General features: G+C 61.7%; 22 protein-coding genes. 11 read left to right on the top strand and 11 right to left on the bottom strand.

Features of this window, described 5'->3' with window-relative positions; translation table 11 throughout:
* Nucleotides 1-54: 54 nt before the first annotated feature.
* The 7 genes from NKH29_RS29355 to NKH29_RS29325 form a co-directional block, all read right to left on the bottom strand.
* A complete protein-coding gene (locus NKH29_RS29355) occupies nucleotides 55-1,611 on the bottom strand; it encodes a class I adenylate-forming enzyme family protein (RefSeq protein ID WP_023718549.1) in 1,557 nt (518 codons plus the stop codon).
* The gene (gene asnB / locus NKH29_RS29350) at nucleotides 1,608-3,629 is read right to left on the bottom strand and encodes an asparagine synthase (glutamine-hydrolyzing) (RefSeq protein ID WP_353001185.1); all 2,022 of its coding nucleotides are present in this window, start codon (nucleotides 3,627-3,629) and stop codon (nucleotides 1,608-1,610) included. The genes NKH29_RS29355 and asnB overlap by 4 nt, the downstream gene beginning before the upstream one ends.
* A gap of 3 nt (nucleotides 3,630-3,632) precedes the next feature.
* Nucleotides 3,633-4,616, bottom strand: coding sequence for an NAD(+) synthase (gene nadE, locus NKH29_RS29345; protein WP_031193946.1), 984 nt, complete (start codon nucleotides 4,614-4,616; stop codon nucleotides 3,633-3,635).
* A complete protein-coding gene (locus tag NKH29_RS29340; RefSeq protein ID WP_353001184.1) occupies nucleotides 4,613-7,351 on the bottom strand; it encodes an AMP-binding protein in 2,739 nt (912 codons plus the stop codon). The genes nadE and NKH29_RS29340 overlap by 4 nt, the downstream gene beginning before the upstream one ends.
* Nucleotides 7,352-7,619: 268 nt before the next feature.
* A complete protein-coding gene (locus NKH29_RS29335; RefSeq protein ID WP_023718545.1) occupies nucleotides 7,620-7,868 on the bottom strand; it encodes a hypothetical protein in 249 nt (82 codons plus the stop codon).
* A gap of 541 nt (nucleotides 7,869-8,409) precedes the next feature.
* Nucleotides 8,410-9,309: a proline iminopeptidase-family hydrolase gene (locus NKH29_RS29330; RefSeq protein ID WP_031193844.1), complete on the bottom strand. Its 900-nt coding sequence runs from the start codon at nucleotides 9,307-9,309 to the stop codon at nucleotides 8,410-8,412.
* Nucleotides 9,310-9,481: 172 nt separating this feature from the next.
* The gene (locus NKH29_RS29325; protein WP_353001183.1) at nucleotides 9,482-10,207 is read right to left on the bottom strand and encodes a LuxR family transcriptional regulator; all 726 of its coding nucleotides are present in this window, start codon (nucleotides 10,205-10,207) and stop codon (nucleotides 9,482-9,484) included.
* Between the two features lie 300 nt (nucleotides 10,208-10,507).
* Between NKH29_RS29325 and NKH29_RS29320 the strand changes: the two genes are divergently transcribed.
* From NKH29_RS29320 to NKH29_RS29275, 10 genes are all read left to right on the top strand, one after another.
* Nucleotides 10,508-12,181 (top strand): ABC transporter substrate-binding protein, encoded by a 1,674-nt coding sequence (locus tag NKH29_RS29320; protein ID WP_353001181.1) that lies wholly within the window; start codon nucleotides 10,508-10,510, stop codon nucleotides 12,179-12,181.
* 107 nt (nucleotides 12,182-12,288) lie between these two features.
* Nucleotides 12,289-13,317 carry an ABC transporter permease gene (locus tag NKH29_RS29315; RefSeq protein ID WP_352484598.1) on the top strand — a complete coding sequence of 343 codons (1,029 nt, stop codon included), beginning with the start codon at nucleotides 12,289-12,291 and terminating at the stop codon, nucleotides 13,315-13,317.
* Nucleotides 13,317-14,291, top strand: coding sequence for an ABC transporter permease (locus tag NKH29_RS29310; RefSeq protein WP_352484599.1), 975 nt, complete (start codon nucleotides 13,317-13,319; stop codon nucleotides 14,289-14,291). Before NKH29_RS29315 ends, NKH29_RS29310 begins: the two co-directional genes overlap by 1 nt.
* A complete protein-coding gene (locus tag NKH29_RS29305; RefSeq protein ID WP_352494495.1) occupies nucleotides 14,281-15,303 on the top strand; it encodes an ABC transporter ATP-binding protein in 1,023 nt (340 codons plus the stop codon). Before NKH29_RS29310 ends, NKH29_RS29305 begins: the two co-directional genes overlap by 11 nt.
* Nucleotides 15,300-16,286: an ABC transporter ATP-binding protein gene (locus NKH29_RS29300; protein WP_023718538.1), complete on the top strand. Its 987-nt coding sequence runs from the start codon at nucleotides 15,300-15,302 to the stop codon at nucleotides 16,284-16,286. Before NKH29_RS29305 ends, NKH29_RS29300 begins: the two co-directional genes overlap by 4 nt.
* A gap of 345 nt (nucleotides 16,287-16,631) precedes the next feature.
* Nucleotides 16,632-17,840, top strand: a complete 1,209-nt coding sequence (locus NKH29_RS29295) for an ABC transporter substrate-binding protein (protein WP_353001180.1) — start codon at nucleotides 16,632-16,634, stop codon at nucleotides 17,838-17,840.
* Nucleotides 17,841-17,851: 11 nt separating this feature from the next.
* Nucleotides 17,852-18,625: an ABC transporter ATP-binding protein gene (locus NKH29_RS29290; protein WP_023718535.1), complete on the top strand. Its 774-nt coding sequence runs from the start codon at nucleotides 17,852-17,854 to the stop codon at nucleotides 18,623-18,625.
* A complete protein-coding gene (locus NKH29_RS29285; protein WP_352484605.1) occupies nucleotides 18,618-19,328 on the top strand; it encodes an ABC transporter ATP-binding protein in 711 nt (236 codons plus the stop codon). Before NKH29_RS29290 ends, NKH29_RS29285 begins: the two co-directional genes overlap by 8 nt.
* Nucleotides 19,329-19,335: 7 nt before the next feature.
* Entirely contained in the window at nucleotides 19,336-20,223 is an 888-nt protein-coding gene (locus NKH29_RS29280) for a branched-chain amino acid ABC transporter permease (protein ID WP_031193840.1), read from the top strand.
* Between the two features lies 1 nt (nucleotide 20,224).
* A complete protein-coding gene (locus NKH29_RS29275) occupies nucleotides 20,225-21,202 on the top strand; it encodes a branched-chain amino acid ABC transporter permease (protein WP_353001179.1) in 978 nt (325 codons plus the stop codon).
* 20 nt (nucleotides 21,203-21,222) lie between these two features.
* On the opposite strand, the gene NKH29_RS29270 is transcribed toward NKH29_RS29275, so the two are convergent.
* Genes NKH29_RS29270 through NKH29_RS29255 form a run of 4 tightly spaced genes read right to left on the bottom strand, consistent with a single transcriptional unit; the run spans nucleotide 21,223 to nucleotide 25,249 of the window.
* A complete protein-coding gene (locus NKH29_RS29270) occupies nucleotides 21,223-22,395 on the bottom strand; it encodes an ABC transporter ATP-binding protein (RefSeq protein WP_352844721.1) in 1,173 nt (390 codons plus the stop codon).
* Complete coding sequence (locus tag NKH29_RS29265; protein ID WP_353001177.1) at nucleotides 22,388-23,530, bottom strand: extracellular solute-binding protein; 1,143 nt, start codon at nucleotides 23,528-23,530, stop codon at nucleotides 22,388-22,390. The genes NKH29_RS29270 and NKH29_RS29265 overlap by 8 nt, the downstream gene beginning before the upstream one ends.
* Nucleotides 23,531-23,552: 22 nt before the next feature.
* The gene (locus NKH29_RS29260) at nucleotides 23,553-24,374 is read right to left on the bottom strand and encodes an ABC transporter permease (protein ID WP_023718529.1); all 822 of its coding nucleotides are present in this window, start codon (nucleotides 24,372-24,374) and stop codon (nucleotides 23,553-23,555) included.
* Nucleotides 24,371-25,249, bottom strand: a complete 879-nt coding sequence (locus NKH29_RS29255; protein WP_023718528.1) for an ABC transporter permease — start codon at nucleotides 25,247-25,249, stop codon at nucleotides 24,371-24,373. Before NKH29_RS29255 ends, NKH29_RS29260 begins: the two co-directional genes overlap by 4 nt.
* 247 nt (nucleotides 25,250-25,496) lie before the next feature.
* Between NKH29_RS29255 and NKH29_RS29250 the strand changes: the two genes are divergently transcribed.
* Nucleotides 25,497-25,843 (top strand): ArsR/SmtB family transcription factor (locus NKH29_RS29250; protein WP_352964336.1); only part of this gene is annotated, 347 nt, incomplete at its 3' end.

Below are 25,843 nucleotides of genomic sequence, written 5' to 3'. Positions count from 1 at the left end.
ATTTCGCCTCCGGTACAAAAAATGAATGCTGATCAACTTCGCCCTGATACCGACTCATGACAGGGCGGTTTTTTTGAGTTTGCCCGTGTCGGTCATCGGCAGACTGGGTACGATGACGATCGACTTTGGAACCATGAAGTTTTCCAGTCGTCTCTGGCACTCTTTCTGCAACTGCTTTTCACCGATCATGCTTCCTTGCTCCATCACGACAAATGCCTTCACTGCTTGTCCAAGCAACTCGTCCGGAACGCCGATGACCGCGGCTTCCCGTACGCCCGCAATCTCCATCAACACGTTTTCCACCTCCTTCGGCGCTATCTTCTCGCCCCGCGATTTTATGATCTCGTCGCCGCGACCGACAAAGTAGAGGTAGCCCTCGGCGTCCATCCGGCAGTAATCGCCGGTGTACAGGACCTGCTCGCCCGGCAGCGGTCCGGGCTTGAGCTTCCTGGCCGTCGCCTCCGGCTTGCCCCAGTAACCCTTCATCACCGTCGCTCCGCGGATGACGAGCTGGCCAACGACACCGTGGCCGACCCGCCTGTCATGCTCGTCGACAATCCACATTTCCGTATTGGGGATGGCGATCCCGACGCTCAACGGCTTTCGCTCGAGATCCTCCGGCGGCAGGTAGGTACAGCGCTTGCATTCGGTAAGGCCGTACATCGAATAGATACGGGCACGAGAAAATAGCTCCTGAAGCAGGAGAATGTGCTTGAGCGGCAGAGCGGCCGCAGTGTTCGTGACATAGCGAATACTCGAAAAATCCTGATCCCTGAGAGACTTGAGCTCCCCGAGTGCGGCGAAGATGGTCGGTACGCCGGGAAAGCCCGTCACCCTTTCTTGCTTGATCAGCCCAAGGATCTGCGCGGGGAAGGCGAACGAGCGTTCAAGCACCAGCCGGGCGCCCGCGCCGAATGCCATGATCATCTGGTACAGGCCGTAGTCGAAGGCGAGCGGCAGGACGTTGAGGATCACCTCGTCTTCAGCAAGCGCCAGGTATGAGGAAATCGAGGCGCACGCGGCAACCATGTTTCGGTGCGTCAGCATCACGCCCTTGGGCTCGCCCGTCGAGCCGGACGTATAAATGATTGCAGCAAGATCGATATCGATGCAGCGGCGCGCGGGCGGCGTGCTGCGGGCTGCCGCGACCGCAGTTTCCCAGCGCACAGCATGCGGCAGTTCTTGCAGGTCGTCGCGTTCGATCGGCCCGGAGACGATCATGCACCGCAACGATGGGCAATTCCGCGCCGGCTCCCTGAAAATCGAATGCAGGTGGTTGTCGGTGATCAGTGCCGTCGGGCGGCAATCGTTGAGCAGATAACCAAGCTTGTCGCTTTTGGTGAGTGGATTGACGATGCACACCACGGCGTTGGCCTTGAGCACGGCCCAGAAAGCGACGACGGCCTCGACAGTGTTGTCGGCGAAGATCACCACCCGATCGCCGCGCGCGATTCCGGCCTGGCTCAAATGATGCGCTATGGCGTTCGAGCGCATATCGAGATCGCCGTAGGTGACACGTTGATTACCGCACACCAGGGCCACCTTCCCGCCGAGCCGGCTGGCAGAGTGGATGAGATAGTCGTGCAGGAGCGGTACGGCGCCATGCATCATGCGAGCACCTCTGCGCGATGCTCGCGGTCGATATCGACGCTGAGCTTGAGCGTGCGAGCTCCACTTGGTCGGCTCGCGATAAATTGCTCATGAAGAAGCTGCGTCGACAGCACCCCGACCAGCGCCATATTGTCGGAGTTGGACAGGTCGGCGCCGCCGGCGCTGGCCTGGCACTTGCTCAGGAGACGGGCAACCGACTTAGGATCGAAGACGTTTGCCTCGCGCAGCGCCGCCTCCGAAAGTGCTTCGCGAATATAGGCCGGAGCGCCATCGGCGACGAAGCAAAGCGCGTTGGGGGCCCGGTAGGGCTGCTTCTTGCGAGTGACGATTTCCGACGGCACAATCGGTTGCGCCACACGCTTCAGAACATGCTTTTCATCGAGCACGCGCAGCTTATAGGCGGCCGGAAGCGAATTCGCGAGCCTCACGAGTTCATGATCGAGGAATGGGAAGCGCCCCTCGACGGAATGGGCCAAGAGCATCCTGTCCCCTTGCGATGAAAGCAGGTATCCCGACATCAGCGTCTGGATCTCGATATGCTGGTCCTGCGCAAGGGAGCCCCATCGCGAAAACTCCGCCGGCAGGCGGGCAAGCAGCTCGGACACGGCGTTGCGGCGCTCCGTTTGGGCCCGCATGTCTGCCGAAAACAGCCGCTTGATAGCGCTCGTGGTACGCCAGCGCGTGCCATGCGCAAAACCAGGCGCGTCATGGGCGTGGATGTCGCGCCCGAAGAACTGGCGTGCCATCGCCTGCTGTTGCACCGGCGAGCGGCTGAGATAGGGATAGAGGCGCTCCAGCAGCCGGGAGCGTCGCGTCGAGGCGGGCTGGCGTCCCCAGAAACGGCGGACCTTGCCCTCGCGGAACAGATCGTAGCCGGCGAACATTTCGTCGGCCCCTTCGCCGGTCAGCACGACCTTGATGCCATGCTGACGCACCAGTCTCGATAGCAGGAACAGCGGCGCCGGCGCGGTCCTGAGGATTGGCCGCTCGGTGTGGTAGATCACCTCAGGGAAGATGCCAGCGATATCGCTGCGCGAAACAACCACCTCATGGTGCTCGCTTCCCGCCATGCCGGCAACCAGGCGCTGGAAATGAGTCTCGTCATACTCGGCGTCGGCAAAACGCAGGGAGAAAGTCTGGAAGCGCCCGCCGGCGAAGCGTCTTCCAAGCGCGGCGACCAGCGAGCTGTCGAGCCCGCCGGACAAATAGCAGCCGACCGGCACGTCGGCGCGTACTATCCTGAGCGCCGTAGCGGCTTCCAGGGCGCCGCGCACTTCCTCCACCGCGTCATCAAGTGAACCGGCGAATTCGTCATCGCCGGGTCCGTCAACCTCTGGATAGCTTGGCTTCCAAAAAGCCCGCTCGCGAACGATGCCACTGTCATAAATGCGAATGTGCCCTGGAGTGAGTTCGCTTACTCCTCCAAACACGCCTTGTGGCGGCACGACGGTCCAGAGCGTGAAAGTCTGATCGATGCCGGCTGGATCGAAGGCGCGGGGTATATCCGCATCGGCCGCGAAAATGGCCTTCACCTCGCTGGCGAAGTAAAGCCGTCCGCCGTGCTCGCAAAAATGCAGCGGACAGATGCCGAACCGATCCCGCGACAAGACGAGTCGACCCGCCACGGAGTCCCAAATGGCGACTGCCCATTGCCCATTCATCCGCTCGAAGGCGGCCTCGCCCCAGGCATGATAGGCATGGACGATGACCTCCGTGTCGCTGCGTGTGCGGAAGCGATAACCGAGCGCGACCAGGTCTTGTCGCAGCTCGATGTAATTGAAGATTTCGCCGTTAAAGACGATCCACATTGTGTCGCCCGCGCCAGCGAGTGGCTGCTGGCCACTGGCGAGATCGATGACGGACAGACGGGCATGCGCCAATCCCGCACGTTTGTCCCGGTAAAGACCGCGCTCGTCCGGGCCGCGATGCGCCAGTGTGCCTACCATGCGCATCAGCGCATCACGGGAAGGGGGCGCCGCGGCGGCGCTCAGCGACACAATTCCGGCGATGCCGCACATCGCCTAGCCCTCGCCCATTGAAGAGGACACCAACGGCCGCGCGTGAAGATAGCGTGCGGCGCGCCGTTTGCTGTCGATATCCTTGAAAACTTTCTGAACCTGCACCACGGTGAGACCGGTGGCCTCGGCGACGTCTTCGCTAGCGATCCCGTGGTTTAACCCGTAGAGGCACAAATCCATCAGATAATAAGGCAGTGCGAAGTAGAACTCCTCCTGGCTCTGCGCCATCGAGAAGGTGTCCGTGGTGGGCGGTCTGCGCCGGACCTCTTCCTCAACCCCAAGATATTCGGCCAACTGGTAGACCTGGGTCTTGTAGAGGTGAACGATTGGCATCAGGTCGGCGATTCCGTCGCCCTGCTTGACGAAGAAGCCCTGGTCGTATTCCAGGCGGTTCGGCGTGCCCGCTACCGCGTAGTTGAGGCGGTCGGCATGATAGTACTCGGTCATCTTGCGCAGGCGCTGCTTGTAATTGGTTGCGGCGACGATCTGCAGATAGGCTGCCGACGGCAGACGCACCGTGTCGGTCCTGCCCTCAGGGTCCTGAACCGTGAGGCGCGTGATGTTGAGACCATTGCTCTCGAGAACTGAGGCCAGCACCAGCTTGCATTTCCAGCCGTCCCCATAGTCGGGAACGACAGTCTGGATTGCCTCGGTCTGCCGACAATAGGCGCCGATCGCTTCGAGGGCCGGTGTTATGTCCTCCAGGATCGCATCGATGCCAAGCTGTGCGGCGACAGTGCGGCCAAGCCTTAGCGAGTCACCGGAGGAGTGGCGCTCCGGCATGAATATTCCGAGGACCTTGTCTTTCCCAAAGGCGCGAACACACAACGCCGCGACGACGGAGCTGTCGATGCCGCCTGAGAGGCCGACAACCGCGCCTCGACGTCGCAGCGTGCCAAGGACCTGCTGGCGCAGGATCTGGACGATGCGATCGACCTCCGCAGCAGCGTCGAGCACAAGCGCGTCCTTGCTGAATGTTGAGATCAGGTCGATAGCTTGTACTCCAGTTTGCGAGACTCGGTTGGCGAATAGGTTTGCGCCACCGCTTTCTCGATAAGCGGGCGGTTGGTGGCGAGGTGAGGTTCTACGACCAGATCGATGTGGCTGCCGACGATCGGAATCACGTCCAGATGTCCGAAAGCGCGATCCCAGCCGATGGCCAGAGGCATTCCGGGTCGAGCACAGCGGAACAGGGTGCCTGTGATCGGCAGCGCCGGCTTTGGCTCGGCCACCCACTGGAAGAAGGCTCGCGCGCGCAAAACCTCTTGCAGTTCCAGTTTGGTTCTAAAACTCGTCGCGTTGAACTGTCCCTGAGCGAAACGATCGAGAAACCGGACCAGTTGCGCCTCGCGCCGCATTGCCACGGCGACTTTCGCGAGGGCCCGGCAAGCCATCCGATAAGCGGATACGCGGTTGGTTCGGATTCGATTGAATGTGCGCGTAAACGTCTCCCAGCGAGCGCTTCGCTCGCCGACGAGACTGGTGTCGAGAATGCCAAGGAACCTTACGGTCCGCCCCGCGGCCAGCAGCCGCGCCGCAACTTCGAAAGCGACAGCACCGCCGAGCGAATGACCGAGAAGTCGTATATGACCCGCGGGTTGAGCGCGGCGGATCTGCTCGACGGCGGCATCGGCCATGTCGGAGAGGCTGTTTTGCCCGCGCAGGATCATGGTCAGGGCTGGGTACCTGATCGGGGCAACGCGGGTGATCTTGCCCATCGCTGCTGCAAAGGCAGCAAGGCTCGGGCCGTAGCCGACGGATCCCGGGAACAGAAAAAGAATTGGAGGATCATGCTTCTGGGCGCGCGCGCTTTGGTCGCCTGCCTGTGCAGACGCGACCGCCTTGACCATCTCGTCCAGGCTCATTCCAACGGTGAACGCCTCAAGGCCGATTTCCTGCCCGATGGCGCTTTCGATTTCCATGACGCAGTGCAGCAGCTTCAGCGAGTCTCCTCCGGCGTCATCCCAGCGTCCCGCCGCTACGCGCGTATTGAGGATGCTGGTCCACGCCCGCTGGACGATCTGCTGCGCCGTCAGCTTGCCTCGCGGCTCGAGCGGACGCGCCGTCGCTGCCGTCCCTCTGGCTGAAAGATCCATCTCTGCAAGTGTCGAGATGTCCACCTTGCCGCTTGGCAGACGCGGGATCTCGGCGATCGTGTGTAACCGCAAGGGACGCAGCGGCGGTGGCAGATTGGTCCTCACAAGCTGGCGAAGCTCGTCCGAAAAGCTCGCTTCGGCCGAGCGCCGAGGAACGGCAAAGGCGACAAGCTCATTGGCCGCAGTCACGATTGCCACGGCATCCGCAACAGCAGGCGCGCAACGCAGCACCCGTTCGAGTTCGGCTGGCTCGACGCGTCGACCGTTGATCTTTACCTGCCGTCCCTTGCGACCGACGATGTGCAGTAAGCCTTGATTATCAAGTCGGACGAGGTCACCTGTCGCGAAAATCCGAAGGCCTGGATCGTCCGGGTCTGATGTCGCCGGCATAACCGCCCCGTCCTCCCAATGGCCAAGCAAGACATACGGGCTCCTGATCAGAAGCTCTCCGCTGCGGCCCGATTGAACGCAGCGGCCCGCTTCGTCGACAATTGCGAAGGTGATTCCAGGCAGCAGCCAACCAACTGGAACCGAATCTCCATGCTCCGGCCAGTCTCGCGGCAAGAACCATTGTGAGCCGGTGGTCTCGGTTGACGAGTAACCGATCTGGATGAGGCACGTATCGGAGACGGCCTTGCGCAGCAGTGCGATGTCGGTCCAGGGCACCTTCTCGCCACCGATCCGGGCGACTCTAAGCGAATGGAACGCTTCAGCAGGTCCGTCGGCCATGAGCGCGCGAAGCAGCGCCGGCACCAGATAGGTGATTGTCACGCCTTCGGATCGCACTAGGCGCTGAACGGCGCGCAAGCCGACCGCTTCGACTTCGACCAGATGCAAAGTGGCCCCGGTGAGAAGGGCTGCAAGAATCTCCCGGTACCCGGCGATTGTGGCGGGTCCGGTCAATGGCAGGAAAACATCATCCGAGTTGATGTGGCATGCATCGACATATTGCTGGACCCGGCACAGCAAGCTGCGCTGGCTGTTAACGATGCCTTTGGGGCGGCCTGTGCTCCCTGACGTATAAAGCACGATGGCGGGCGCATCGACCGAGACGGGGTAGGGCTGAGGCACTTGTACCGATTGCGAGGCCGCACTGGTGGGCACATCGATCCAACTGACTTGGTGAGGCAAACCGGCGGGTCGGACATTGCCCTCGCCCAGGATGGCCGAGAGCCGCGCCCCCGCCACGATTTCCAGGATCCGCGAGCTGGGATCTCGCGCGTTGAGTGGCACCGAAAGTCGCCCAGCCGTCATGCTTGCCAGCATGGCGATGGGATACCAGGCCGAGTTGGCCTGAAGAATCCCTATCGCCTGTCCGTCTGGGACGGCGGCAGCGATCTGGTAGGACAGCGTCTCAACTGACCGGAGAAGCTGGGAATAAGTCAGACGATTGGCGCCGTCGCTGATTGCAAGCTTGTCGGGGTACTGGCGGACCATATTTCTCAGGTGATCGAATACGGCAACGTTGGTAAAATCGGTGCCCAATCCTTGAAATGGGCGCAGTACCGGACCACCCTGATCCAGTGCGTATTGTGGAACACTTGACCATTTATTGGAGGTCGTTGTCTGACAATCCACCGCTAGATCCTGATCCGCGACTTCTGATCCCAAATATGCCGAAGACATGAGTTGCCCACGCTAAGATTAGGATCACTTATCGCCTCCCGCCCCAATCTTTTCATCGATCATTCTGATGATGCCCCGATCTTCGCCCAAGGACGCTTGGTTAGTCACTTTCGCCTGTTTCGCAAGCCGCCGGCAGAGCCAATCATGCCGGGCTCGCGTGGTGCGCTTGACGCAGCGAGCACTGGCGTTCGTGCCAAGTTGGCAACGCCTGTTACACATCTGCCAAGGTGGGATCGAAGACGGAATCGCCGCTATTCAGGCACATTGCCTATTCTGTGGTTCTCCCGGGCGATACCGGCAATGGTTCAGTATCGGAGTAGCTGCCGGCGACAAAACAATATGCATAGATCTGTCCCCGATTTTCGTCAGTCACGCGGATCCAGTCTTTTTCCCACTTTCGGAAGGTAATATGTCCATCGGTCACCATGGCCGCAGCCTTGAACGGACTCGGCGCGTTGACGACGCGCACCGAGATCACATCGTCGCCGTCCATACGCTCGACGAGATACGTCTGCATGAAAGCCTCCCGCTAAACCACCCGCACTTTAACGCCGGCTAATAGATTCGGTTGCAACGTGCTTGGCGAAACTTGGGGTGGACACGTTCCATACCTGCAGGCACCTTCGCACTCGGCGTCGGCCGCGATGGTCTCGCCTGTCGGCAACGGTTCGCGCGCCCTGAGCGTCGAGACCAAAAGAAGCTCAAGACAGCTCAGCGGGCTGAGATATCGGCCGGATGGCTGAGCGCGCAGCCTGCGCGCCGCCCAGACCGGCACCATCGCCGCGCCGATTTCGGACGTCACCAACCCTTTTTCGCCGAGTTCGTACGCGGACTGGAGACGCAGCCCACCAGCGCGCCGAGCGCTATAATATTCTACTGTTCAACACCGAGGAGAAACACGGCACGCGAAGCGCGCGAGATCGACCGGGTGCTGGAGCGCCGCATCGACGGCATCGTCATGGCACCGGCGGCGGCAACGAGGAGTTGCTCGCCGACCTCGCCGAGAGCGGACTGTCACTCGTCTTCGGCCACCGCAGGCTGAAGGGCGTGCTGGAACGTCAGTCGTATTTGGCCAGGAAGCGCCCGACGGCGGCGAGGCAGTCGTGCTTTTCCTCGACATGCGGCATGTGGCTGGAATTCGGGAAGACCAAACCTTCGACGTGCGGGATAAGATCCAGAAAGGGCTGGACGCAGGCCTCGGTCGCTTCGTCGTAGAAGCCGCGGAAAACCAGGGTCGGCGCCTCGATCTGATGCAGGCGGTCGACGATGGTCCAGTTCCGCATCGTGCCGATGACGTGGAACTCATTGGGACCATTCATGGTGTGATAGACGGTCGGATCTTCCTCGATTGCCGCAAATGTCCGGGCGACCTCTGGCGGCATCGGAACGACGCGACAGACATGGCGGTCGTAGAAAGCCTTCGTCGCCGCAACATATTCCGGATGATCGGTGGTTCCTGCCGCTTCGTGCCGGTCGAGCGCGCTTTGCACATCGGCTGGCAGCCCGGCGCGCAATTGCCGGGCTCCTTTCACCCACAGCACCATCGAGGCCAGCGAATTGGCCAGGATCAATGCCTTGAGCCCCTCCGGGCGGCGCACCGCGTGCTCGGCCGAAAGTATGCCGCCCCAGGATTGGCCCAGCAGGGCGTAGCGGCTGGCAATGCCGAGATGGGCGAGCAGCGCATCGAGTTCGCCCAGGAAGAAATCGACGGTCCAGAAGTCACCGCCCTTATCCGGCAGATGGGTCGATTTGCCATTGCCGATCTGGTCGTAGTGGATGACGGCTCGTCCGGTTTCGGCAAGCTCCTTGAATGAATCCACATAGTCGTGCGTGCAGCCCGGTCCACCATGAGCGACGATCAGGGGCAGCTTGCCCGAGGTGAGGTTTCCGGTCACTCGGTACCAGGTGCGATAGCCCTGGTATTGGCTAAATCCTTCGGTGATCGCATGCGCCGTCACAATCAAAGCTCCGCATCATGGCGCGGCAGGAGCCGAAGTGTGGACCCTCCCAAGCCTTGTTTTGCGGCCGACGGTACTAAGCGGCCCGGCGCATTTACAGCTAGCAATATTTATAGGTTTGCCGGTTATGAGTTTGCCCGAGGCAAGGCCGATCGCCCGCAGGTCGAGAGCCTCAATGCTCCGGTTCAAGCAGCCGGTAATGGGCGGCGAGCGCGATGGCATGGAAGCGGTTGCGCGCGCCAAGCTTTCGCGTCGCCGCGTTGAGGTGCAGCGTTGCGGTAGGCACCGCGCGGCCAATCTCACGCGCGACCTGCTTGGCCGTCAGTCCGGCAGCGGCCAGGCGCAGGCACTGGCGTTCGCGCGACGTCAGATGGACATGTTGGCAGGTGCGGATTCCAGCATCGAAACCGGCATAGACGGAATCATGCAGCAGATGACCCAGATCGCCGATCTCGGCGATGAAGGGTCTGGCTTCGGCCTCGAACCCGGCCTCCGGATCGGCACGGATAGCGGTGAAGGTGGCGAGATCGCCGCCGGCAAGGCGAATGGGTACGGTGACGCCGCAGGTCATCCTCGTGTCAAGCAGATAGCTGACCACAGGATCGTGCTTGGACTGAAGCACACGCTGCATGACGTTGCTCTGAACGCCGTTGTGCGACCAGAGAAACGGTCTCGATACCGCGAGCGCGGCCTCCTGCACCGGGTCGAGCTGATAATATCCGCCCTTGCACCAGAGATCCTGCATGTCGCGCGGCACGTTGCGCAGAGCCATCAGCGAGGGCGTGATAAGGTCGCCCTTGTGACTGACCGGCACCGGCGTATAGTCGTAGATGAATGCGGTGAAACCGATGGGCTCCAGCACCTCCGTCGCCATCGCCATGGCAGCGTCGATGCTCATTCCAGTTCGGAACCGGCTCTCTAGATCGCCTGGAAGGCTTTGCATCCGGCAAGCTTACCCGCTGATGATTGCTTGTCAAATAGCCATGTCGGGCGACTGCTCAACAAATAGGCGGGAATAAGCCTGTCCGACCCTATCTATCTTAATAGCTATCCCGTCCGGCTTCGCTCGCCGTAGTCTTTTGCGATTGGGCGAGTAGCGAACGCCGTTCGCAAACCCAGGACTGTTTTCAGCCGCGCGGTGGTCGATCGACCGGATTCAGCGCGGCAAAAGCCGACACGCCTCCATGAGGGAACAAATATGCGACCCCAAAAAGCATTTGCAGCGTTGATACCCGGGCTGGCTCTGCTCGGCGTGACGATGATGTCGCCGGCAAGCGGTGCCTTGGCCGCCGAGGGCAAGCCAGGCGGCACGCTCCGATTGCTGGCCAATGCCGCGGCAGGCACCGCCGATCCGCACATCAATTACACGCTGCAGTATTTCCAAATCAATTATGTCCTCTACGATAGCCTGGTGACCTACAGGAAGGCCGGAGACAAGACCGGCTTCGAGGTCGTCGCGGACCTGGCGGAAAGCCTCCCGCAGGTCGAGAACGGCGGCAAGACCTATGTCTTCAAGCTGCGCAAGGGCATCAAGTTCGCCGATGGCTCGGACGTCACGACCAAAGACGTGGTCGCTTCGTTCCAGCGCATCTTCAAGATCAGCGGGCCGACGGCCGGGACCTTCTACAAAGGCATCATCGGCGCGGATGCATGCTTGAAGGCGCCCGCGACATGCTCCCTCAAAGGTGGCCTGTCTGTCGATGATGCGGCCGGAACCATTACCTTCAACTTGGTCCAGCCGGATGCCGAGTTCCTGCAGAAGCTTGCCGTTCCACACGCGTCGATCCTGCCGGCGAGCGCGCCGCTCAAGGACGTCGGCACCGATCCGATTCCGGGCACCGGACCCTATATGATCGCCAGCTACGACCCCAACAAGCTGATGAAGATTGTGCGCAACCCTCACTTCAAGGAATGGAGCAAGGAAGCGCAGCCGGCCGGATATCCGGACGAGATCGACTATGAATTCGGCCTTACCGACGAGGCGGCGGTGACGGCGGTCGAGAATGGCCAGGCGGACTGGATGTTCGATCCGCCGCCGTCCGACCGTCTCGCCGAACTCGGCACCAAATATGCCAAGCAGGTCACGGTTCACCCGCTGACGGCGATGTGGTATGCGCCGATGAACACCAATCTGGCGCCGTTCAACGACATCCGCGTTCGCCAGGCGGTGAACTTCGCCATCGACCGCGCCGCGATCGTCAAGCTTTTCGGCGGCAGCAATCTGGCGCAGCCGGCCTGTCAGATCCTGCCGCCGGGCTTCCCGTCATTCGCAGCCTATTGCCCGTTCACCGCCAATCCGGGTGAGAAGTGGTCCGCGCCGGATATGGATAAGGCCAAGCAATTGGTTGCTGAATCGGGAACCGCAGGTCAGGAGGTGACGATCATCACCGAGGACACCACTGTCTCCAAGGCGATCGGCGTCTATCTGCAGGACGTGCTCAACCAGCTTGGCTACAAGACATCGGTCAAGCCGATTTCGCAGAACATCCAGTTCACCTACATCCAGAACACCAACAACAAGGTGCAGATTTCGATCTCGCAATGGTTCCAGGATTACCCGGCGCCATCGAATTTCCTGCAGGTCTTGTTCAGCTGTGCCTCGTTTACGCCAGGTTCCGACGCCTCGGTCAATATTTCGGGGTTCTGCGACAAGTCGATCGACGCATCGATGGACGAGGCAGAGGCAGCCACCATCGCCGATCCGGCCAAGGGCGCGACACTCTGGACCGCCATCGACAAGGCGGTGACGGACAAGGCGCCGGTCGCCGTCCTGTTCACGCCGAAGCGGGTCGATGTCATCTCGTCCAGGCTGAAGAACTTCACCTTCAGCCCACAATTCTACTGGATCGTCAGCCAGTCTTGGGTGGAATAACCTCCCGGAGCCAATGCGACGGAGCGCCGCCGGCTCTCCGTCGCATTTCCTTTTCCGGCGGATCAGCGCATCTTTCAGGCCGAGATTTTTCCTAGGCAATCCTGTTCATGGTCAATGTCATTGCGGATCAGCCCGCCATCTCGGTTCGCCGGGCCACCGATGGCCCGTGGCGCACGGCATGGCGCAAGCTGAAAGGCGATCGTTCGGCAATATCGGCATTCGCCGTGCTCGTCGTCGTCGTGATCGCCTCGCTCGCGGCGCCGCTTTATGCGCGGTACGTCTCCGGCACCGATCCATTTGTGACCAATCTCAATGGCGAGGTCGTCGTCGATGGGGTGACCCAGCCGGTGCTGCAGCCCTCCACAGAAGGCCTTGGCCTCGGCATGACGCCGATCGGGCCGACGTGGCGCATCGGTCCCTACCTGCTCGGAGCCGACAACCAGGGCCGCGACGTCGCGGCGCGGCTGCTTTACGGCGGACGGGATTCGCTGTTGATCTCGGGTGCTGCAGCCGCGCTGTGCCTCGTCCTCGCGACGTTTCTGGGGGTCGTCTCCGGGTTCTTCGGTGGCATCGTCGACATCGGCCTGTCGCGCATTCTCGACGTGCTCTGGGCCTTCCCGATTTTCCTGCTGGCGATCTCGCTGTCGATCGTGCTGATTGCGCAGAGTATCCAGATCGGTCCATTCGAAATCCGCTCCGGCAGCCTGTGGCTACCGGTCTTCATCATCGGCATCGTCTATGTGCCCTATGTGGCGCGGCCGATCCGTGGCCATGTCCTGACCTTGATGCATGCCGAATTCGTGACCGCTGCGATCGGCCTGGGCGCGTCGCCCTGGCGCATCCTTTTGCGCGACATCATGCCCAATGTGGTGACCCGGATCATCGTTTTCGTGCCGTTGATCCTGGCGCTCAACATGATGACGGAATCCTCGCTGTCGTTCCTGTCGATCGGCGTGCAGCCGCCGGATGCCAGCTGGGGCACCATCATCCAGGACGGCCAGGGCCTGCTCTATTCGCGGCCGGTCGTTGCACTGGCGCCGGGGCTGGCCATCGTCATCACGGTCCTGGCCCTCAACATTCTGGGCGACGGCGTACGCGACGCGCTCGATCCGAAATCGTCGCCGAGGGGCGTCTAGTGGTTGCCGCGCTCGGCTTCCGGCTTGGCCAGATGGTGCTGGTCATGTTCGGCATAAGTGTCGTTGCTTTCCTGATTTTCTTTGCGACGCCGGGCGCCGATCCGTCGGCGCGCATTGCCGGCCGCAATGCTTCGCAAGAGACGTTGATCCAGGTGCGCCACGATTTCGGTCTCGACCGGCCATTGCCTGTGCAATATGGGCTGATGATGAACCGGCTTTTTGTCAGCCGTGATCTCACCTCCTTCGTCAATCGCGGGCAGCGCGTCATCCCGACCGTGATAAGCGCCATTCCGGTGACGCTGTCGCTGGTCGGCGGCGCGGCAGTGCTGTGGGTGCTGGGTGGACTGATTGTCGGGGTGATCGCAGGCGCAACGCGCGGTACATTCGTTGATCGCGCGCTGATGATCCTGAGCCTGGTCGGCGTGTCGATCCCGGTCTTCTGGCTGGGCGAGGTCGCCAACCTGCTGACACAAAGCCGCTGGCACGACAGCTGGCTGTTTTCCTGGGTTCCTCCGCTCGGCTACATCCCCCTGACCGAGAATCCCTGGGGCTGGTTCAAGGCGCTCGTCATTCCGTGGTTCACGCTGGCAACCCTCTATGTCGGCCTCTATGGACGGGTGCTGCGCGCAAGCCTGATCGAGATGATGCAGGAGGATTTCATCCGCACCGCCCGGGCCAAGGGGATCGGCGAGCGCCGGGTGTTGCTGCATCATGGCCTCAGGACCTCGCTGGTCGCGTTCGTTACCATGTTCGGCCTCGATTTTGGTGCCCTGGTCGGCGGCGGCGCACTGTTGACCGAAGTGGTCTTCGGATTGCAGGGTGTCGGGAAACTGACCTATGAGGCACTGCAGACCCTCGATCTGCCGATGATCCTGGCCACGGTGATCTACGCCGCCTTCTTCGTGGTGATGGCAAACTTCGTCGTCGACGTCGTCTTCGTCATCATCGACCCGAGGGCACGCAATGTCGGCTGATGCTCCTCTTCTGGTGGTCAAGGACCTCACCGTCTCCTTCCGCAGCGACGAGGGCCTGGTGCGGGCGGTGGGAGGCGTCTCGTTTGCCGTCGAGCAGCGCGAGATCATCGGGGTGGTCGGCGAATCCGGTTCGGGCAAAAGCCAGACCTTGCTCGCCATCATGGGGCTGATCGACAGCCCCAACGCTATCGTCTCCGGTTCCATCCGTTTCATGGGACAGGAGCTGATCGGGCTCAGCCGGCGTGCGCTCGATGCCATTCGCGGCCGCCAGATCGCGATGATCTTCCAGGATCCGATGTCGGCGCTCACTCCTGTGCATACGATCGGCAACCAGATCGGCGAGCAGGTGCGCGCGCATGAAAAAGTGTCGGCGAAAGCCGCGCGGGCGCGGGCCGTGCAATTGCTGGATGCGGTCGGCATCGCAAATCCGGATCGGGTCGTCGACAGCTACCCGCACCAGCTTTCCGGCGGCATGCGCCAGCGCGCGGTGATTGCCATGGCACTCTCCTGCAACCCGGCGCTGCTCGTCGCGGATGAACCGACCACAGCCCTCGATGTTACCGTGCAGGCGCAGATCCTCGAGCTGATCGGACGATTGCGCGACCAGTTCGGCTCGGCGGTGATCCTGGTCACGCATGATCTTGGCGTCGTTGCCGAAGTCGCGGACCGGGTGCTGGTGATGTATGGCGGACGCTTTGTCGAGGAGGGCGGCAAGAGCAGCGTGTTCCGGGCGCCGCTGCATCCCTACACATGGGGCTTGTTCGGCTCGATCCCGCCGATGGAGGGACCACGTCCGGCCCGGCTTGCCGCTATCCCGGGGATTCCGCCCTCGCTCTCCAACCTGCCGAAAGGCTGCGCCTTCGGCCCCCGGTGTGCCTTTCGCCACGACGCCTGTCTGGTCCAGCTGCCGATCATGCAAGGCGAGAGCCATCGCGCCGCCTGCGTGTTGCCGGAGTCCACGCGCAGACAATTCGCTGTCCAGAAGGCTGGCGGCGTGGAGATGCAACGATGAATGCCGTGCCGCGCCCGCTGCTTCGCGCCGGCGATCTGTCGAAACGTTATAGCGTCGGCCGCTCGATCTTCCCGGCACAGCGCCGGACCGTACATGCGGTCGATAAGGTGTCTCTCGACATCTGGCCCGGGGAAACGCTCGGCATCGTCGGTGAGTCCGGTTGCGGCAAATCCACGCTTGGCCGGTGTCTGGTGCGTCTGACCGAAATCAGCTCGGGGTCGCTGGAATTCGAGGGCCGCGACATCAGCGATGCCTCCCAGCGCCAGCTTCGTCCGTTGCGGCGGCAGATGCAGATGGTCTTTCAGGATCCCAGCGCTTCGCTCAATCCGCGCCGGCGGGTCGGCGATCTGCTGGCCGATCCATTCCGTATCCATGAACGCCTCTCGGCATCGGAAATGGCGGATCGCGTGGCCGACCTTCTGCGCCGGGTCGACTTGTCGCCCCAGCACGCATCGCGCTATCCGCACGAATTCTCCGGCGGCCAGCGCCAGCGTATCGGCATCGCCCGTGCGCTGGCGCTGCGGCCACGGCTTATCGTGGCCGACGAGCCGGTCTCGGCGCTCGACGTGTCGATCCAGGCGCAGATCGTCAATCTGCTCGCCGATCTGCGCGAGGAGTTCAACCTGACCTATGTGTTCATCGCTCACGACCTTTCCGTGGTGCGTCAGATCTCGAGCCGTGTGGCGGTAATGTATCTGGGATCGATCGTGGAGAGTGGGCCGACCGACGAGGTCTTTGCGGCGCCCAGACACCATTACACCGCGGCGCTGCGTTCCGCCGTTCCGATACCCAGCATCGACCGGGCGCGGCGCGGGCGGTTGGTACTCAAGGGCGACCTGCCCGGCCCGATGAACCCACCTTCGGGATGCCGGTTCCACACCCGCTGCCCAGCCGCCACCTCCCTCTGCCGCAGCGAGCGTCCGCTTCTTCAAAGCATCGGCGATGGCCGCCTGGTTGCATGCCATCATCCAGCCGGCGGTTGAGAACACACGTTTCTCGTTCAGCTGCATCATCTGATCACGACCGCTCGGGCCGGGATTTCATCACGGCACGTCGGCTTCAGAGAGATCAGACGCCATCTGGACCCTGCACGATCCGGCCCTATGTTGCGCTTCGACGTCCGCGGCATGGGCACCGCGAGCCTAATACTAAAGTAACTGTTCTCGCGTTGCCGCGCGATGCTACGATTTGAGGGACGGGCATAGGCGGCCGTACAGCGCTGCGATTTTCCGCCGGAGAGGACGGAATATGGGAGGCCACTCTTCGTGCCGCAGCAGGCAGCCGCCGACATGTTGCTCGGTTGTCGACCATAAGGGAGGAAGTCACCAATGAAGATATCGTACCTGGCCTCGGTCGCGCTTCTTGCAGCGACTGCGATGCCTGCCGCAGCCGCCGAGATTTCTGACGGTAAGGTCAAGATCGGCATTCTCAACGACCAGTCGGGCGTCTATGCCGATTTCGGCGGCAAGTGGTCGGTCGAGGCCGCCAAGATGGCGGTCGAGGATTTCGGCGGCAAGGCACAAGGCGCGCCGATCGAGATCGTCAGCGCCGACCACCAGAACAAGCCGGACATCGCCTCCAACATTGCGCGGCAGTGGTATGATACCGAACAGGTCGATTCCATCATGGAACTGACCACCTCCTCGGTGGCGCTGGCCGTCCAGGGGATTTCCAAGGAAAAGAAGAAAATCGACATCGTCACCGGCGCCGCAACCACCGAGCTGACCGGCAAACAATGCTCGCCCTATGGCTTCCACTGGGCCTATGACACGCATTCGCAGGCGGTAGGAACCGGTGGCGCTCTTGTCCAGCAAGGCGGCGACAGCTGGTTCTTCGTCACCGTCGATTATGCATTCGGCTATTCGCTCAAGGAGCAGACCGCCAAGTTCGTCGAGAGCCATGGCGGCAAGGTGGTTGGCGAGGTGCGCTATCCGCTCGGCTCGACCGATTATTCATCCTTCCTGCTGCAGGCGCAATCGTCGGGCGCCAAGGTCGTCGGGCTGGCGAACGCCGGCCTCGACACCTCCAACTCGATCAAGCAGGCGGCCGAGTTCGGTGTCGTGCAGGGCGGTCAGCGGCTTGCAGCGCTTCTGTTCACGCTGGCCGAGGTGCATGGGCTCGGCCTCGAGGCAGCGCAAGGCGTGGTGCTGACCGAAGGCTTCTACTGGGATCGCGATGACAAGAGCCGCGAGTTCGCCCAGCAGTTTTTCAAGCGCACCAACCGCATGCCGAACATGATCCAGGTCGCCACCTACTCGGCAGTGACGCAGTATCTGAAGGCGATCGACAAGGCCGGCACCGACGCGACTGAAGCCGTCGCCAAGGAATTGCATTCGATGCCGGTGAACGACGTCTTTACGGCGAACGGCAAAGTGCAGTCCGACGGCAACATGGTCCACGATATGTATCTTTATCAGGTCAAGTCGCCGAGCGAGAGCACCAAGGAATGGGACTATTACAAACCCCTTGCCACGATCCCCGGTAACGAGGCGTTCCTGAGCCCCAAGGAAAGCGGCTGTCCTACGGCCAGCGAGTGATTGGCGGGCCGATGGCGCCGCCCGAACCGAATGGGCCGCGAGTGGTGCTTTCCGCCCGGGGCCTGCGGCGCGACTTCGCCGGTTTCGTCGCGGTCAGGAATGTCGATCTCGACCTCTACCATGGCAACATCCACGCGCTGATCGGGCCCAACGGCGCCGGCAAGACCACCGTCTTCAACCTGCTTACCAAGTTCCTGCCGCCGACGAGCGGCAGGATCGAACTGCTCGGCCACGACATCACCCGCACGTCGCCGGCCAAGGTCGCGCGGATGGGCCTGGTGCGCTCGTTCCAGATATCGGCGGTGTTTCCGCATCTCAGCGTGCTCGACAATGTGCGCGTTGCATTGCAGCGGCCGGGCGGGCTCAGCGTTCAGTTCTGGCGCTCGCTGGCAGCGCTCGATCGATTGACGCCGCGCGCCGAGGAGCTTTTGCGGTCTGTCGGCCTCGACGATGCCAAGAACAGGCCCGCCGCCGATCTCTCCTATGGCAGGAAACGCGTGCTCGAGATCGCCACGACGCTGGCCCTCGATCCGAAAGTGCTGCTGCTCGACGAACCGATGGCCGGCATGGGGCAAGAGGATGTGCGCACGGTTTCAGACATCATCCGCTCGGTCGCCAGGGATCGCGCCGTGCTGATGGTCGAGCACAATCTGACTGTTGTAGCCGATCTTTGCGACTGGATAACCGTCATGCAGCGCGGCGAAATCCTTGCCGCCGGCGACTATGCCACGGTCAGTCGCGACGAACGGGTGAGGATCGCCTATATGGGCACCGCCGATGAGTGACGCCGCGCCTCTTCTTGCAGTCCGCGGCCTCAACGCCTGGTATGGCGAAAGCCACGCGCTTCACGGCGTCGATCTGGAGGTCTTTCCAGGTGAAACGGTGACATTGCTGGGCCGCAACGGCGTCGGCAAGACCACGACATTGCGCGCCATCATCGGGCTGATCCGCCAGCGGACCGGCCAGATCGCTTTCGACGGCAAGGATCTGATGCCCCTGCCACTGCACCGGACGGCGCATCAAGGCATTGGCCTGGTGCCGGAGGAACGCGGCATCTTCGCGACGCTGACCGTGGACGAGAATCTGGTCCTGCCGCCGATCGTAGCCGAGGGCGGCATGAGCGTGGAGGAAATATTCGATCTCTTCCCCAATCTGAAGGAGCGCCGCAACAGCCCCGGCACCAGGCTGTCGGGCGGCGAACAGCAGATGCTGGCGATCGCGCGCATGCTGCGGACCGGCGTGAAAATGCTGCTTCTCGATGAACCGACCGAGGGACTGGCTCCCGTTATCGTGCAGCGCATCGGCGATCTGCTGGCGACGATGAAAAAGCGCGGCATGACAATCCTGCTGGTCGAGCAGAATTTCCGCTTTGCCAGCCGTGTCACCGATCGTTTCTATCTGATGGAGCACGGCAAGGTAGTGTCGGGCTTTCCGGTCGGCGAACTGCCTGATCGCATGACGCTGCTGCATGAAGTGCTGGGTGTATGATGGCGCCATGACGATGATCTTCGGAATACCCGTTCAGGCATTCCTCGGCCAATTGCTGGTCGGCCTCATCAACGGCTCTTTCTACGCCATGTTGAGCCTCGGCCTGGCTGTCATATTCGGCCTGTTGCGCGTCATCAATTTCGCTCACGGCGCGCTCTATATGCTCGGCGCCTTCATCGGCTATCTGCTGCTCACCCGGTTCGGCATCGGCTATTGGCCGGCTCTGATCCTGTCGCCGCTGATCGTCGGCGGCTTCGGTGTCGTGGTCGAGCGCCTGGCGCTGTCGCGGCTTTACGATATCGACCCGCTTTACGGTCTACTTTTCACCTTTGGCCTCGCGCTCGTGCTCGAAGGCGTGTTCCGGTACTACTATGGGGTATCGGGAAGTCCTTATTCCGTGCCGCCGCTGCTGTCCGGCGGCACCAATCTCGGCTTCATGTTCCTGCCAAATTACCGCGGCTGGGTGGTGGTCGCCTCGATGATCGTCTGTTTCGGCACCTGGGTGCTGATCGAGAAGACCAAGCTGGGCTCCTATCTGCGCGCGGCAACGGAGAACCCCCGCCTGGTCCAGGCTTTCGGCGTCAACGTGCCGTTGCTGCTGACCCTTACCTACGGCCTCGGCTGCGCTCTTGCCGGTCTCGCCGGCGTTCTCGCCGCGCCGATCTATCAGGTAAGCCCGCTGATGGGATCTGATCTCATCATCGTCGTGTTCGCCGTTGTCGTGGTCGGCGGCATGGGATCGATCCTCGGGGCGATCGTTACCGGTTACATGCTTGGGCTCGCCGAAGGCCTGACCAAGGTTTTCTATCCCGAAGCCTCCAATCTGGTGGTCTTCGTCATCATGGCGATCGTGCTTCTGGTCCGGCCAGCCGGCCTGTTCGGAAGGGACGTCTGAGATGGCCGAACTCTCACTTCGCGAGACGCGCGCCAAAAGTTCGGTATGGCTTGAATGGACGCTGGTGGGGCTCGGCATCCTGGCGCTGCTGGTGGCGCCTTTCTTCGTCTATCCGATCTTCCTGATGAAAATGCTGTGCTTTGCGCTGTTTGCCTGCGCGTTCAACCTTCTGATCGGCTACACCGGGTTGTTGTCCTTCGGCCATGCGACGTTCTTCGGCGGGGCGGCCTACTTCAGCGCATATGCGGTCAAGGTCTGGGGCTGGCCGCCGGAAGCGGGCATCCTGCTCGGCGTCATGGGTGCCGCGCTGCTTGGCCTTGTGATGGGCTTCTTTGCCATCCGCCGGCAAGGCATCTATTTCGCCATGATCACGCTGGCGCTGTCGCAGATGTTCTTCTTTTTCTGCGTGCAGGCGCCGTTCACCGGAGGTGAGGACGGCATCCAGGGCGTGCCGCGCGGCAGGCTGTTTGGAATGCTCGACCTGAACGTCTCGATGAACATCTACTATTTCGTTCTGGCGGTCTTCCTGATCGGCGTGTTCGCCATCTGGCGCATCATCAACTCGCCTTTCGGCATGATCCTGCGTTCCATCCGCGAAAACGAGAGCCGGGCGATTTCGCTTGGCTATTCCGTCGCCAACTACAAGCTGGCGGCTTTCGTCATGTCGGCAACATTGGCCGGGCTGGCCGGCGCGCTCAAGGCGATTGTTTTCCAGTTTGCCACGCTCACCGACGTCACCTGGCAGATGTCGGGCGAGGTGATCCTGATGACGCTCCTCGGCGGCATCGGCACCATGGTCGGGCCGATCATCGGCGCCAGTCTGGTCGTCGGCCTGGAAAACACGCTCGCCACCTCGAATTTTCCGGTGACCATCGCCACCGGCCTGACCTTCATGGTCTGCGTGCTGGTTTTCCGGCGCGGTATTGTCGGTGAGGTCTATACGCGGTTTCTCGGGCCAAAAGGTGACGCGAAAGACTGAAATGGCTCAGCGCCGCCTCGCTACGCGATGCGTACGCCTTGCGCGTCGAGAAGCACGCAGCTCAGCGGGTCGAAGCAGACATCGACCGTTTCGCCCTCACGCAGCGGCTGGCCGTCGATCAGCGTGTTGGCGCGCACCGGCGTGCCAGCGCCGATGTCGATCTCGTAGACCGCATTGCCGCCGAGATAGGAGGTCGAGACTATTCGTCCCGCCAGCCTGTTGGCAGCACCCGCCGCGCCAACGGTAAGCTTCTGCGGGCGAACGACGACAGTGATCGCGCTGCCGGCCGTGAGCGCCTTCGGCGCGGCCGCCTTTACGACATGGCCGCTGGCCAGCGCGATCGTCGCCATCTTGCCGTCCATCGCCGTCACGCTGCCGGGCAGCATGTTGGCCTTGCCCAAGAAATTGGCGACAAATGCGGTGGCCGGCTGGTCGTAGACCTGCGCGGGGGAACCGATCTGCTCGATCAGGCCGGCGTTCATCACGACGATGCGGTCGGACATCGACAAGGCTTCTTCCTGGTCGTGCGTCACAAAGATGGCGGTGATGCCCGTCTCCCGCTGGATTTTCTTGATCTCGACGCGCATGTCCTCGCGCATATTGGCGTCGAGCGCCGACAAGGGCTCGTCTAGCAGCAGCACTTCCGGTTCGAAGACGATGGCGCGGGCCAGTGCGATGCGTTGCTGCTGGCCGCCCGAGAGCTGTGACGGCAGCTTTGTCTCACTGCCGGGCAGCCGCACCATATCCAGCGCCTTCTTGACCCGGCGCACGATTTCCGGTTTCGGCACGTTCCGGTATTTCAGCCCGAATGCGACGTTGTCGAAGACGTTCTTGTGTGGAAAGAGCGCGTAGTTCTGGAACACCAGGCCGATGTTGCGCTTGTAGATCGGGATGTCGTCGACGCGCTTTCCGCCGATCGAGATCTGCCCGCTGGTGATATCCACCAGGCCGGCGATCGATCGCAGGATCGTGGTCTTGCCGCATCCGGACGGCCCCAGCAAGGTGACGAAACTGCCCTTGCGGATCGCCAGTGAAAAATCGCGCACGGCGGCGAACTTGCCGTAGAAAATATCGATGTCGCGAAACTCGACCGCAGGCTTTCCTGTCGGCTGGCTTTCGCCCCGAGCGAGCGGGTCGCGATCAGCCCCGGCCGATGCCGGCCGGGGCTGATCGTGGCTGTTATCGTCATGCACCTTTCGACACCCTGTCCCATTGCTTGGTCCAGGCGTCTTCGTTCTTCGCCCAGTAGAGCGGATCGGCGAAGGTCAGCGACTTCATCGATCCGGTCGGGTCGAAGGCCGGAAGCGCTGCGATCTTGTCGGTCAGCTTCACCTTGGTCGGATCAAGCGAGGGTGGATAATTCTGGCCTTCGGCGACAGCGATCGACGTGGCCAGATCCAGCATGAAGTTGATCAGTTCCTCGCATTCGGCCATCGGCGATCCCTTGAGCACCAGCATGTCCTCCATCCATGCGTATGAGCCGGCGGGGTCGAGATAGCCGATCGGCTGGCCCTGCTGCTGCAGGGCGGCGACGCGTCCGGACCAGGCATCGGTAACGACGATTTCGTTGCGCGACAGGAGGTCCATCAGTTCCGCGCCGGAACTCCAGAACTTCTTGGCCAGGTCGCGGGTCTCGCGAACCTTGGCCCAGACCGCATCCATGTCCTGGATGTTGTTGGGGTCCTGTTTCGTCTGCAGCGCCGCATACCAGACGCGCGTCGTCATATCGGCGTAGCCGCCGACCTTGCCGGCATATTTCTTGTCGGTAAGCAGGTTGGCGCCCTTTTCCTTGGCTTCCTCCGGCGAGATGACCTTGTTGTTGTAGGCGATGCCGGTGGTGCCGTAATCATATGGCACTGCCGACAGCTTCGGCGTGATCTTGCGGAACGGCTCGATCATGGCGGTCAGCACATTCGCCATGTTCGGAATGTTCGCCTCGTTGATCTCCGAGTTGAAGCCGCCATTGACGTATTTGATGTAGTAGTTGACGCCGGAAGAATGGACGATCTGGAAGTCGCCCGGCTTCGACGTCTTGATCTTGGTGATGATCTCGTTCTCGTCGCCAAAGGTGCCCTGGACGACCTTGACCTTGGACTTGGCGGTGTAGGGCTGGAACGCGTACTTATCGATCGCCTCCTGCACCACGCCGCCCCATCCGTCGAAGCGCACTTCCGAAACCGCGGCCAGCGCGCGTCCCATCCAGGGCATGGAAAGCCCGGTGGCGGCGGCAGCGGCGGCCGTCAGCGTCAGGAATGATCGCCGGCTGATGTCGCCATTGGCATAGCGTTCGTTGAGCCGTTCCAGTCGTTTGGTGGTTGTCAGTTTCATTTTCATTCTCCCATTTTCATTTTCACTTGCCTGCCTTGAACCAGGTGAGGCTTTGCAGGATGAGCCCACCAGCCAAGGGAATGCCGACCGTCAAAAGGATCATGACAGTGCCCAGCGCGTTCACCTCGGGGCTGATCGAGATCTTCAGCATCGAGAGGATTTGCGTCGGCATGGTCTCGACGCCCGCCGGTCGCCAGAACAGGCTGGCCGAGGTGTTGTCGAACGAGATGGTGAAGGCGAGCAGCACGCTGGCAAGCACTGCGGGAATGAGCAGCGGCAGCGTGATCTCGCGGAATGTCGACACACGCGGCGCCCCGAGCGACAGTGCCGCCTCCTCATAGGAACGTTTAATGCCGACCATGCGCGCCTGAACGATCAGCACCACGTAGGGGAGCGTGAGCAGAATGTGGCCGAGCACCAGAAGCGTCATGCTGCGCGGTTGGTCGACGGCTTTGATCATGACCAGCAGGCCGACGCCCAGTATCGTCTCGGGGACCAGCGCGGGAAGAATGACAAGCGTGTTGATCGCCTGCTTGCCACGGAACTCGAAGCGCACCAGCGCCAATGCCGCCATGATGCCGAGCAGCGTCGTCACCGTTGCCGTCACCAGGGCAATCCACATCGATGTCCGGAAGGCATCGAGGACCGGCCCGTTGGTGAGCAGCTTCTCGTACCAGCGCAGGCTGAAGCCGGTGAGGGGAAAGCCGCCAAACATCGAGGCGTTGAAGGAAAGCACGACCGTGGCGAGGATCGGGGCGAACATGAAGACATAGACGCACACCGTGATCGCGCCGGTTAGCCGCCACGCCCATCTGCCTTCGCGATCGGGATGCTCCGCTCTCATGCACTGAGACCCTTCATGATCTGCGACAGGCCCATATAGCGGCTGTAGGCGGCCGCGGCCGCACCGAGCAGAACGAACAGGACGATGGAAAGCGTGGCGCCCATCGGCCAGTTGAGCTGCCCCATGATGGTGTCGTAGATCAGGTTGCCGAACAGCGCGTCGCGGCTTCCCCCGAGCAATTGCGGCGTCACATAGGAGCCGGCCGCCAGCACGAAGCAGAGCAACAGTCCGGCGCCCAGCCCCGGAATCGACAGCGGCAGGGTCACTTCGCGGAACGCCTGTGCGCTGGTGCAGCCCATCGAGCGGGCGGCGGCGATCAAGGTGCGGTCGATGCCCTCCAGGCTGACATAGACGTTCAGGATCATGTAGGGCAGCAGAAAATGCAGCAGCCCCATGATGACGGCGCCCTCGGTGTAGAGCATCGGCAACGGCTCGTTGATGACCCCCAGCCGGATGAGCACGACGTTGATCAGCCCCTGTTCGCCGAGAATATGGATCCACGAGAATGTCCGGATGGTGAAGCTGATCCAGAACGGCACGATGAGCAGCAACAGCAGCAGCCATTTGTGCTTGAAAGTCGTGGCCCAGATGAAATAGGCGGGGAAATAGCCAAGGATCGCGCAGATCACAGCGGTGATGGCGCCGACGCGAACGGTCTTCCAAAGAAAGCCGTGATAGTAGCTGTCGGTGAGGAATTCCTTCCAGTTGTCGAAGGTCAGCACCGCCGACTCCACCCCAGCGGTAACGAAGGTGAAAAACGTGTAGACAGTCATCATCGCGATCGGCAGCAGCAGAAGCAGGGTAAGCAGCAAAAGCACGGGCGCGACGAGGACCCAGGCCAGTCGCTGATCATATAATTTCCACCCTTTGGTCACGACCCGTCCAACCACTTCATGTCCAAGCCGCCATCACCGGGCTCGACTCCGGACTAGATTGGGCGATCGGCGTTCAGGTGTCCACTCTGCATATGGCTCCTGCACAAATTCTGTGCAGGGCCACCGCGCGACGGTCGCCCTGCTGGATTTAACAAATTGCTCGGGTTCGCCTGCGCATTGATTAAATCAGATATCCCGATATACAGGATAATTTCGGATATAGATTTGGCATGGGCCCGGGCATTTCATGAGTCGCAATTTTCTGGTGATTGAACCTGAGGAAGGCATTGCCGTGCTCAAGGGGCTTGCCTCCTCGGCGCGTATCTCGATGCTGAAACTGCTGCATGAGAAGGGGCCGATGAATGTCAACGAAATCGCCGCCGTGCTGTCGCTGCCGCAGTCGACCGTCTCGACCAACATCCAGGTGCTGGAGGATGCGGGGCTGATCCGCACCGAGAACCTGAAAGCGAAGAAAGGCAGCCAGAAAATCTGTTATCCGACGGCCGAAGAAGTGCTCGTCGTGTTCAAGAGCGAATATCGTGCGGTCAAGAACGACGCGATCGAAGTGTCGATGCCGATCGGGCTTTACACCGG

Source organism: Mesorhizobium sp. M1295 (assembly GCF_040318135.1).
Lineage (GTDB): Bacteria > Pseudomonadota > Alphaproteobacteria > Rhizobiales > Rhizobiaceae > Mesorhizobium.
Note: the sequence above shows the minus strand (reverse complement) of the source record. Positions and strands in the feature narration are given on the sequence as shown.

Bases quoted from the DNA above. Each gene is read 5' to 3' on its own strand.
- NKH29_RS29355 (WP_023718549.1), bottom strand. From the start codon at position 1,611: ATGATGCATGGCGCCGTACCGCTCCTGCACGACTATCTCATCCACTCT.
- asnB (WP_353001185.1), bottom strand. From the start codon at position 3,629: ATGTGCGGCATCGCCGGAATTGTGTCGCTGAGCGCCGCCGCGGCGCCC.
- NKH29_RS29340 (WP_353001184.1), bottom strand. From the start codon at position 7,351: ATGTCTTCGGCATATTTGGGATCAGAAGTCGCGGATCAGGATCTAGCG.
- NKH29_RS29335 (WP_023718545.1), bottom strand. From the start codon at position 7,868: ATGCAGACGTATCTCGTCGAGCGTATGGACGGCGACGATGTGATCTCG.
- NKH29_RS29325 (WP_353001183.1), bottom strand. From the start codon at position 10,207: ATGAGCATCGACGCTGCCATGGCGATGGCGACGGAGGTGCTGGAGCCC.
- NKH29_RS29320 (WP_353001181.1), top strand. From the start codon at position 10,508: ATGCGACCCCAAAAAGCATTTGCAGCGTTGATACCCGGGCTGGCTCTG.
- NKH29_RS29315 (WP_352484598.1), top strand. From the start codon at position 12,289: ATGGTCAATGTCATTGCGGATCAGCCCGCCATCTCGGTTCGCCGGGCC.
- NKH29_RS29305 (WP_352494495.1), top strand. From the start codon at position 14,281: ATGTCGGCTGATGCTCCTCTTCTGGTGGTCAAGGACCTCACCGTCTCC.
- NKH29_RS29300 (WP_023718538.1), top strand. From the start codon at position 15,300: ATGAATGCCGTGCCGCGCCCGCTGCTTCGCGCCGGCGATCTGTCGAAA.
- NKH29_RS29295 (WP_353001180.1), top strand. From the start codon at position 16,632: ATGAAGATATCGTACCTGGCCTCGGTCGCGCTTCTTGCAGCGACTGCG.
- NKH29_RS29290 (WP_023718535.1), top strand. From the start codon at position 17,852: ATGGCGCCGCCCGAACCGAATGGGCCGCGAGTGGTGCTTTCCGCCCGG.
- NKH29_RS29285 (WP_352484605.1), top strand. From the start codon at position 18,618: ATGAGTGACGCCGCGCCTCTTCTTGCAGTCCGCGGCCTCAACGCCTGG.
- NKH29_RS29280 (WP_031193840.1), top strand. From the start codon at position 19,336: ATGACGATGATCTTCGGAATACCCGTTCAGGCATTCCTCGGCCAATTG.
- NKH29_RS29275 (WP_353001179.1), top strand. From the start codon at position 20,225: ATGGCCGAACTCTCACTTCGCGAGACGCGCGCCAAAAGTTCGGTATGG.
- NKH29_RS29265 (WP_353001177.1), bottom strand. From the start codon at position 23,530: ATGAAACTGACAACCACCAAACGACTGGAACGGCTCAACGAACGCTAT.
- NKH29_RS29260 (WP_023718529.1), bottom strand. From the start codon at position 24,374: ATGAGAGCGGAGCATCCCGATCGCGAAGGCAGATGGGCGTGGCGGCTA.